At 36.1% G+C, this 8,678-nt stretch carries 12 protein-coding genes and 1 tRNA gene; 3 read left to right on the top strand and 10 right to left on the bottom strand.

Translation table 11 applies throughout. From position 1 onward, the window contains the following. Nucleotides 1–282: 282 nt before the first annotated feature. Together IHO40_RS00065 and IHO40_RS00060 are read right to left on the bottom strand one after the other, a co-directional pair. Nucleotides 283–540: a hypothetical protein gene (locus IHO40_RS00065; protein ID WP_225536189.1), complete on the bottom strand. Its 258-nt coding sequence runs from the start codon at nt 538–540 to the stop codon at nt 283–285. A gap of 75 nt (nt 541–615) precedes the next feature. Next, entirely contained in the window at nt 616–771 is a 156-nt protein-coding gene (locus IHO40_RS00060; protein WP_225536166.1) for a hypothetical protein, read from the bottom strand. A gap of 543 nt (nt 772–1,314) precedes the next feature. Here IHO40_RS00060 and gltX point away from each other — a divergent pair. Next, nucleotides 1,315–2,634, top strand: a complete 1,320-nt coding sequence (gltX, locus tag IHO40_RS00055) for a glutamate--tRNA ligase (protein WP_225536165.1) — start codon at nt 1,315–1,317, stop codon at nt 2,632–2,634. A 172-nt stretch (nt 2,635–2,806) separates the two neighbouring features. Here gltX and IHO40_RS00050 read toward each other — a convergent pair. Next, a tRNA-Ala gene (locus tag IHO40_RS00050) sits at nt 2,807–2,882 on the bottom strand. Nucleotides 2,883–3,210: 328 nt separating this feature from the next. Then, complete coding sequence (locus IHO40_RS00045) at nt 3,211–3,432, bottom strand: MJ0042-type zinc finger domain-containing protein (RefSeq protein WP_225536164.1); 222 nt, start codon at nt 3,430–3,432, stop codon at nt 3,211–3,213. A 34-nt stretch (nt 3,433–3,466) separates the two neighbouring features. Between IHO40_RS00045 and dapD the strand changes: the two genes are divergently transcribed. Then, complete coding sequence (dapD, locus tag IHO40_RS00040; RefSeq protein WP_225536163.1) at nt 3,467–4,297, top strand: 2,3,4,5-tetrahydropyridine-2,6-dicarboxylate N-succinyltransferase; 831 nt, start codon at nt 3,467–3,469, stop codon at nt 4,295–4,297. A gap of 45 nt (nt 4,298–4,342) precedes the next feature. Here the strand turns inward: dapD and IHO40_RS00035 are convergent, their stop codons facing one another. Together IHO40_RS00035 and IHO40_RS00030 are read right to left on the bottom strand one after the other, a co-directional pair. Further along, nucleotides 4,343–4,624, bottom strand: coding sequence for a DUF2610 domain-containing protein (locus tag IHO40_RS00035; protein WP_225536162.1), 282 nt, complete (start codon nt 4,622–4,624; stop codon nt 4,343–4,345). After that, nucleotides 4,625–5,008, bottom strand: a complete 384-nt coding sequence (locus IHO40_RS00030; RefSeq protein ID WP_225536161.1) for a hypothetical protein — start codon at nt 5,006–5,008, stop codon at nt 4,625–4,627. Between the two features lie 80 nt (nt 5,009–5,088). On the opposite strand from IHO40_RS00030, the gene IHO40_RS00025 reads away from it, so the two are divergent. Continuing rightward, on the top strand, nt 5,089–6,240 hold the full coding sequence (locus IHO40_RS00025) for a class I SAM-dependent methyltransferase (RefSeq protein ID WP_225536160.1): 1,152 nt from the start codon (nt 5,089–5,091) through the stop codon (nt 6,238–6,240). Nucleotides 6,241–6,326: 86 nt separating this feature from the next. On the opposite strand, the gene IHO40_RS00020 is transcribed toward IHO40_RS00025, so the two are convergent. The 4 genes from IHO40_RS00020 to nuoF all read right to left on the bottom strand — a co-directional run. Next, nucleotides 6,327–6,782 carry a hypothetical protein gene (locus IHO40_RS00020; protein WP_225536159.1) on the bottom strand — a complete coding sequence of 152 codons (456 nt, stop codon included), beginning with the start codon at nt 6,780–6,782 and terminating at the stop codon, nt 6,327–6,329. Nucleotides 6,783–6,837: 55 nt separating this feature from the next. Then, nucleotides 6,838–7,026, bottom strand: coding sequence for an ankyrin repeat domain-containing protein (locus IHO40_RS00015; RefSeq protein WP_225536158.1), 189 nt, complete (start codon nt 7,024–7,026; stop codon nt 6,838–6,840). 268 nt (nt 7,027–7,294) lie between these two features. Then, nucleotides 7,295–7,540 carry a J domain-containing protein gene (locus IHO40_RS00010; RefSeq protein WP_225536157.1) on the bottom strand — a complete coding sequence of 82 codons (246 nt, stop codon included), beginning with the start codon at nt 7,538–7,540 and terminating at the stop codon, nt 7,295–7,297. Between the two features lie 508 nt (nt 7,541–8,048). Further along, nucleotides 8,049–8,678 (bottom strand): NADH-quinone oxidoreductase subunit NuoF (gene nuoF, locus IHO40_RS00005; protein ID WP_225536156.1); only part of this gene is annotated, 630 nt, incomplete at its 5' end.

Genomic DNA, 8,678 nt, shown 5'->3' with positions numbered 1-8,678 from the left:
GGTAGCTTGACCTTGTTGCTGAACAGGCTGAGTATTCCGGCTTCAGTGAATTTACAGAAGGGTTCTTCAGGTAGATTTATTTTGCTTACTTGTTGTGTCACTTTTTTTATTCTATCTGCCAATTTTTGTGTAGCATCTTCAGATATACGATTTCTCGTTCCACCTTCTACTACAGAGCATTCAGGTGCTTCGGTGTTTTGTCTGGTGACTGTTCCATTGCTTTCGTCTAAGCACCTGCTCCCTCTCTGTCTTGTTCTATCCTTCTTCTACTTTCCTCTTCTTTTATACTATCAAGGATAACTTTTTATCATCTAAGAACCTTTTACTGTTTCTTCCTACATAAAGTGAAGTGAAATCTTTTAGTGCTATATCTCTCTTATAACGCAACATCTCTCCTCCAAAAATGTTGTTGTTTTCTACATCCAGTGAGGTAAGTTTTTTTAAACCTTTGCTGCAAATTAAAAATGTAAAACCTTTGTCTTCGATATGATTATTACTTATTTCAAGTGAAGTAAGATTTGTTAGATTGCTTTGGCCTATATATGCTGTACCTTTAAAACCAAGTTATTATTCCTTAGAATAAGCAAAGTAAGATGTTTAAGTTTAACTAACTCTTTATACATCTCCACAATCAATTTCTACATTTATCAAACTAAGCATTTTAATGTTTTTTTTGTTCTGTAGAAAGTTTACTAGCTCTTTTACATTAATTTTAATATTTATATCTGATGTTTCTAAAGTGTTACCTTCCACATATTGGTTAAAATTCATTGTACCCTCCCATTAATATATTATGGGAATATCTCAAATGGCATTTCGGTGGCAGTCAACTACTTTATGTGATGCTGAAAATCACATAAGGTTTATGTTAAAGAAGCTAACACATCTCTTTTCTGAGCAGCTTTTTTTGTCGAGCTGTAGAGCTTCTCGAGCTATTTACTCTATAATAGCGGGATCTTGTTTTCCTGAGATTTATCGGTTTTAGATGGCCTGGTTAGGATTCAATATGTCTTCTTGTAAAAATTTGGTTTATCTTTTACACCTAAATAGCATTAAGAAGATTTGGCTTTTTGTAGATTCCCTAGGAATTATCCTATTGAATTCTATGATATTATTTTTTGTAACGTTGCTATAAACATCATGGTAAGGGGGATTGTAGAAATTTGTCAAGTGGTTTTTTGTTCCGTTTCTATAGCAAGTGTCAGCTGCTTGGACAACGCCCTTTTCCGGTCCAAGCAGTTGTATCTACATCAGCATACCTTGCTTTAAGCATATATTTATATAAAATTAAAACAAATCAGAACCATAAATTGGATGTTAACAAGATTTGCTCCAAGCCCAACTGGCTATCTTCATGTAGGAAATGTTCGTACTGCACTCATTTGCTGGATGTACGCACGTAGTCAAAACGGAAAGTTTCTACTTCGTTTCGATGACACTGATCTCCAGCGTTCAGATGTTAAATACGTAGACAGCATCATACAAGACTTGAGATGGCTCGGGATAGATTGGGATTCAAACTTTAAGCAATCAGAGCGTTTTGAGCGCTACAATGAGATGTTTTTACGGTTAATAAAAGAAGGATATATTTATGCGTGCTATGAAACAAGAGAAGAGTTAGACATTAAACGTAAATTGCAGCTAAAACATGGACTACCACCGATATATGACAGGAGTGCATTATTTCTCACTGAGCAAGAAAAAATTTGTTATGAACAGGAAGGACGAAAACCACATTTTAGATTTAAGTTGGATAGGGACAAAGTTGTTAAGTGGAATGATGAAGTTAAAGGTGAAATAAACATTGCAACAAGTCACATCAGTGATCCCATAGTAAAAAGAGAAGATGGAATTTACACATACATTTTATCTTCTGTTATTGATGATATTGACTTTAATGTAACCCATGTTGTACGCGGGGAAGATCATATAACCAATACCGCAGTGCAGATACAGATGATTCAAGCATTAAAAGCGAAAATTCAGAAGTTTGCTCACCTTCCTTTGCTGCATTTTGATGATAGTAAAATATCAAAACGCAAAGGTGGACTGGATATCAAATCCATCAAAGAAGACGAAATTGAACCAATGGCACTAGCTAGTTATTTAGTAAAACTTGGAACTTCAGACCCTATCGAGGCTCATGTTAGCGTTCAGTCTTTAATTGACTCATTTGATATTGAAAAATTTAGCTCAGCATCTGCGCAGTTTAGCTTAAGTGAAGTGTATAAGCTAAATAGCAAAGTTCTACAACAAATGTCATTTACAATGGTAGAGGAACGTTTAAATCAAATTGGAGTGAACTACTCGGAATTTTGGTATTTTATAAGAAGTAATATAGAAATATTTTCTGAAGTCGCCAAGTGGTGGCAGATATGTAAGTCCAACATAGAACCTGTAATTTTCGATAAGGAACTTGCAAAAGTTGCTCTCAATGCATTGCCTCAAGGTGACTGTAATGAGAATACATTATCAGAGTGGGTCAAAGCTATTCAACAGACAGTGGATATAAAGGCAAAAGACTTGTTTATTCAGCTACGTTTAGCCCTAACAGGAACAAAAACAGGTCCAAAACTCGCTAAACTATTAAATTTTATCAGCAGGGAGAACATCGTTACAAGGCTAAAGGAATAAGGTGAAACTTTTTCTGATGCTAACCCTCGTTCTTGGGAAGTCAAATAGAATGCATCATAGATTCCTTAAACCTTTAGGCAAAAAGCGATCTTTTTTAATTTGTCCATTGATATTTAGAGGGTTGTTTGAGTTATAAAGTGAACTATTGTCGCGGACCTTGTGAAATATTATATGGTGGAGGCAAGCGGGGTCGAACCGCTGACCTTCTGCGTGCAAAACAGATGCTCTACCAGCTGAGCTATGCCCCCAGGTAACTCTTGCTTAAAGGATAAACTAACCCAGGCTGGAGTACAAGAAATATTTATCTATTACATAATCTGCTTTCTGCCATAGTGCAAGAGATCTAATGTCACATTAGCAGATATTAAGTTAGTTAAAAAAAGATAGCCTTGATAAAATTTACTTGTTGCAAGCCTTTTTATATTCGGGCTATCGGTTTGCTTTTTCTTATACCCTAATTTATAGCTTATGAATCCTTATACGAACCGATCGTTTTGTATACCTTGTCCATTTCTCTAGGACTAGCTATTGCGATACACAATTCTGCTACTACAGCAAAAGCTAAGGTAGTAAACACTAAAAAACTCTTTCCACCAACTTTTTTTTCTTGTATACCCGTAGTGTGTAGCTCGTCTGATTCTTGTAAAAATATTCATACCATGTATGGTTGCAGTTTGTACACTTTACTTTTCTCCCAAATTTGCCTCTTTGCTCAGAGGATGCTAAGTAAGTTTTAGTACAATTGTTGCATTGTATTTTCACAGTGCTTACAAATGAGTAGTAACAAGTTCGAGTCATACAAAACTATAAATTTACTGTCAATATGTAATAAATGGAATACCTGCAGCTAGAAAAAGTACAAAGTGACGTGGAAAATATCTGGAAAAACAGGAATGAACTTGGCAATCGCAGTGTAAAAAAAGCAGCAAAAATAATAATTAGAGAGGTAATTAAGCTCTTAGACAGTGGTAAAATTAGAGTGGCAGAAAAGCTGTTAGGTGGAAAGTGGGTAGTGCATACATGGATAAAGCAGGCAATATTATTACATTTTCTCACTGAAGAAAGCAAAATAATAGGCAGTGACAATTGGTGGTGTGATAAGATTAACAATAAATTTGATGGATGGAATTCAGAAAGGTTCTGCCAGTTAAAAATTAGAGCAGTTCCCGGATGTTTTGTCCGCCGATCTGCCTACATAGGTAAAAATGTTGTTCTGATGCCAAGTTTTGTTAATGTTGGTGCGTATATTGATTCAGGCACAATGATAGATATCTGGTCAACGATTGGTAGCTGTGCACAAATAGGAAAGAACTGCCATATTTCTGGAGGAGTGGGGATTGGAGGAGTTTTAGAACCTATTCAAGCTTCTCCAGTTATCATAGAAGACAATTGCTTCATTGGAGCGCGCAGCGAGGTAGCTGAAGGCGTCATAATAAGAGAAGGAGCGGTTTTAGGCATGGGAGTTTTTATTGGAGCATCAACAAAAATTATTGATAGGGAAACAAATAAAGTACTTTATGGCGAAGTGCCGCCTTATTCTGTAGTGATACCAGGATCTAGCCCATCTAAAAATAACATTTCAACCTATTGCGCAGTTATAATAAAAAAAGTGGATGAAAAGACAAGATCGAAAACTTCTATAAATGAAATATTGAGGAATTAAACTGCTTCGCTAGATCTCCTGAATTATGGAAGAAATGCAAGGGATCTATTTCTTGTTGTCATTTTTTTTATCATTACTAACTATAGTAATGGCATACGCACATAGCTTTGGGAAAGAAACTCCATTTTCTTGAGACAATTTGTATAATTTCTGCAAGCTTTCTTTTACTTTACTTGGGATATTACCTCCACGCTCTTTTACAAGCCAGGAATCTTGATGATGAATCGGATGAGTGTCACTTTTTGGATTCCCTATGTATATTGCAAAAGGCGAGCTTTGTCCCTTGAAGTCACATTGTACAGTAAATTTTTTTATGGAATCAGCCATCTAAAGACCTCTACTTTTCTTTTTGGTTGGTTTTACAGCAGGTGCAAGAAGTGGTTTCTTTATGAAATCTTGTCTGCTGATGACATTCCCTTTTCCTTCTAGAGTCCGAAGGACATCAGCTCTGCTCAATTGCGATTCTTTTGCTACCTTCATTCCATGCTTTGCCATAATATTAGCATACGCTAGCACTTTTTTTACCAATGCTAGATCACCATTTAACATTTGAACTAGAGCTTGAAATACCTCTGTTAAAGTCAACCCATCAGCGCTTATAACCTTATTTTCTGCAAATTTGACAATCTCTTCAAATTTGTATCCAATGCCATCATTTCGATGTATAAGGATGGTATCTTGGTTGTCCATAGCTGAAGCACTATTATCCATAAATTTTCAAGTTTATACTACACATATAAATATTCTAATACTTTATATCATGACATGCTACAGTTAAACGCTTATTAATAATGCTCACTTATATATACAAGTTAATTGATAAAAATCAAGGATCAATATCGATCAGTGATTTCATGAATGCTGCTCTATACCATAAAGAGTACGGCTATTATATGAGTAAATTACCACTTGGCAAGGATGGTGATTTTATTACAGCACCTGAAATCAGCCGATTGTTTTGTGAAGTAATTGCAGTGTGGGTAATGCATACATGGGAAGAATTAGGGAAGCCATCAAAATTTTCTCTGGTTGAACTTGGGCCAGGTAAAGGAACACTTATCCACGATGTAATAAGAGTCGCTAGAAAATACAATGACTTTTTTGATTCAGTTTCGGTCCACCTAGTTGAAATAAGTCCTGCTTTACAGAAGATACAAAAGGAAAAATTAAAGGATTTAGATATTAACTGGCACGAAAATATCGATAGCCTACCAAAACGACCAGCTATTTTCCTAGCAAATGAGTTCTTTGATGCCTTCCCAATAGACCAGTTTGTGTATCGTAACGGAGAATGGTATGAAAATAGGGTAACAAAGAAGGATAACGGAGCATCACTCCAGTGCTTGACACTGGAATCCAGAAAAAAAGATGGTGTCATTCCAGCGCCCCTTTCTCGTTATCCCAGTGCTTTCTTCTTGTCATTTCCCCCTCCCTTGTCATCCAAAGCAGCCGACACTGAGGTCCAGAAAAAAGAATCGTGTGTTCTAGCATCAGCTACTCAGATGACAAACAGAAAACTTTTTGACGGTGCAGTAGTGGAAGTATGTTCAGCTGGAATTGAAATAATAAAAAGACTTGAGGAGAAGATATATAATAGCAAAGGAGCTGCTTTGATCATAGATTATGGCTACGTATATCCTGAGTATAAGAGCACTCTGCAATCGGTAAAGCAACACAAATATGCCAATTTTCTTGAAAATGTTGGTAATAGCGACATTACTGCACTTGTGAACTTCCAAGCATTAAGGGATTCATTAAAACATGTAGATTGCGAGATTTTAACTCAAAGAGAATTTTTATATCTTTTTGGTATAAAAGAAAGAACGCAAACTTTGATGAAAAATGCAAGTGATGAACAAAAAAATAGGATTTTTGGCGAGTTCCTGAGGTTAACTGAAAACATGGGTACCCTCTTTAAAGCAATGTTGATCCATCATTTATAGTCCTGTGTGGTTTTTATACTATAGCTAAAGGTTTATCGGCATTCTGCTATGTGTTAGTGGCTGGGATACCGGAGAGATTTGGCCTACTAAGCTGCACACTGTTGATTACCACAGCATTGACTCATTGCTATATCAACAAGATACTCCGCTGTACCACCTATCACAGCATCAGCAATTCCTGATAATATAGCCGTTGCAATTACCACAATAGCAGTAATTTCAGGTATAATTCCCATTGCAGCAAATGCGGCACCTATAGAACCAAACAATAACGTTGGAACTATAATTATCCGTCTTCCTCCTGAAGATTGTTTTTGTGGATTGTTCATTATACTTTTCTTATATTCATTACATAATTTTACAAACTTGCTTTTCTTTTTTGGGTCAGAGTGTTGAATAAAACGACCAGGATCAGCATCTGCATTCAATAGTAATTTTACAATTTCAATATCGTGATCAGTTTCCTCATGATCGCTGTAAGCAATGGATTGTAACATTCTGCCTTTTTCCTCATCAGATAAGTATGGTAAGAGCACTTCCACTACATTCTTACTAAATTTTATGGTTTCAGAAGGTTTCAACCCTATAGTTTTGGCTCTATGTTTTAGAAGCACCTTGGGCAATATCAACTTTATTTTCTCTTAAAGCATAATGTAATGGTCTATACAAAAAGCCATACACATTAGGATCTATTCTATACTTTAAAAGTACATTTACAGCATCAAGGTTGCCTAGTTTACACGCAACATATAAAGGCGTACTATCAAGTTCACTAATAATATTCACATTTATAGCTGGTGTTGAATTGGTAGCACTATACTTTGATAAAACTCTTCGAGGAGTTCTATCCAGCCGGGCCCAGGATTATTGCAAGAACTTTTTACAATGTAGGCAATATCGACTTGTCAGTAATTATACCGCAAAATTTGGCTTGTGAGTTGGTGTTTTGAACTTGTTTTAACAGAGTTTTTGTTTTAGTTAGACCTTGACGGGAAGGAGCGTCAAACAAATCTTTCTCTTCTTTACTGAAATACGAATCGCTTCATTTTTTGTACTAATCATCATTAGGCTGTTGGCTGATGAATTCTTCCTTGATTTTGCCCGTTAATATTCTATATGCTACTGATGTTTCTTTAAATTTTTCTGTTGCTATATTTTGCTCCTCTTGGCTTTTACTTGACCATTTGTCAGGGTACCATATAAATGCAAATTTGTGATATGCCTTTCTAATCCTTTCTGCGTCTGCACTTTCTGGTAATACTAATACTTTGAATGCCTCTGTACGTGTTTTTGGAATCATATCACTCCTTAGTCGAATTAATTTAGCATAATGTATTATTAGTTTAGCAAGTCCACTCAAGAAACACAAGCAAACTGATTTGGTGAACATAAAAGTAGCTGTTGAAACACAGCATTTTCGATGGGATTGCATGAAGGTTGGATTCCAAACTGGAATGATACCTTCTTACTTAGTTTATGTTAGTCATAAACTTCTAAAAATTTTACTAAAGCGAAAAAAAAGACAAAAAAACCCCGAGGTAGCTAGCTATTCTGCTCTCTATTTTTAAATTTGACGTTGGGTGCTGTCTTAAACGACTTATAAGCGCGTTTCAGCTTGTATAGGTAAAAACCACAGAAGTTTTATCAAAGACATAAGATACACATAGTGCAAAAAACTAAACAATACATACCAATACAAGTCTTTTCATCATTTTAACCTACACAGATTGGGAAGTTAAATAAATAGCTTCAGTATCATAATAAGGAAGCTGGCGAGGGTTGTCAAGTGGTTTTTGTATCCACTATGGCTACGATGTTCGCGCACAATTTCTACTGAATTGTGCTCTCTCTTCGATAACGTGGCGGAAATGCCTAATTAATCCCTGAATCGGCCAAGCTGCAGCATCACCAAGTGCGCAAATCGTATGTCCCTCTACTTGAGTTGTAAGATCAAGTAACTTATCTATTTCACAAGGTCTAATGTTCCCTGTTACCATCCCTTTCATAATTCTCCACATCCATCCAGTACCTTCACGACATGGTGTACATTGCCCACACGATTCATGCATATAGAAATGAGATAACCTTCCTATTGCAGCTATTATATCAGTTGATTTATCCATAACTATAACAGCAGCAGTACCAAGACTTGATTGTGCAGCTCTTAGTGAATCAAAATCCATTTCAATAGTATCGCATATAGATTTAGGAATAAGTGGCACTGAAGACCCGCCAGGTATCACAGCAAGTAGATTATCCCAACCCCCTCGCACTCCACCCGCATATCTTTCAATTAACTCACGTAGTGGAATTCCAAGCTCTTCTTCAACATTACATGGGCTGTTTACATGTCCTGAGATACAAAATATTTTAGTACCGGTATTGTTTGGTTTGCCAAGAGATGCAAACCACTCTCCTCCACGACGAAGAATATCTGG

It is taken from the genome of Wolbachia endosymbiont of Mansonella ozzardi (assembly GCF_020278625.1).
Taxonomy (GTDB): Bacteria; Pseudomonadota; Alphaproteobacteria; order Rickettsiales; family Anaplasmataceae; genus Wolbachia.
The sequence above is the reverse complement of the archived record's forward strand: the minus strand, read 5'-3'. Positions and strand labels throughout refer to the sequence as shown.

Excerpts from the sequence above, each read along its gene's own strand:
- IHO40_RS00060 (WP_225536166.1), bottom strand. The coding sequence starts at position 771 with ATGAATTTTAACCAATATGTGGAAGGTAACACTTTAGAAACATCAGAT.
- gltX (WP_225536165.1), top strand. The coding sequence starts at position 1,315 with ATGTTAACAAGATTTGCTCCAAGCCCAACTGGCTATCTTCATGTAGGA.
- IHO40_RS00045 (WP_225536164.1), bottom strand. The coding sequence starts at position 3,432 with ATGACTCGAACTTGTTACTACTCATTTGTAAGCACTGTGAAAATACAA.
- dapD (WP_225536163.1), top strand. The coding sequence starts at position 3,467 with ATGGAATACCTGCAGCTAGAAAAAGTACAAAGTGACGTGGAAAATATC.
- IHO40_RS00035 (WP_225536162.1), bottom strand. The coding sequence starts at position 4,624 with ATGGCTGATTCCATAAAAAAATTTACTGTACAATGTGACTTCAAGGGA.
- IHO40_RS00030 (WP_225536161.1), bottom strand. The coding sequence starts at position 5,008 with ATGGATAATAGTGCTTCAGCTATGGACAACCAAGATACCATCCTTATA.
- IHO40_RS00025 (WP_225536160.1), top strand. The coding sequence starts at position 5,089 with ATGCTCACTTATATATACAAGTTAATTGATAAAAATCAAGGATCAATA.
- IHO40_RS00010 (WP_225536157.1), bottom strand. The coding sequence starts at position 7,540 with ATGATTCCAAAAACACGTACAGAGGCATTCAAAGTATTAGTATTACCA.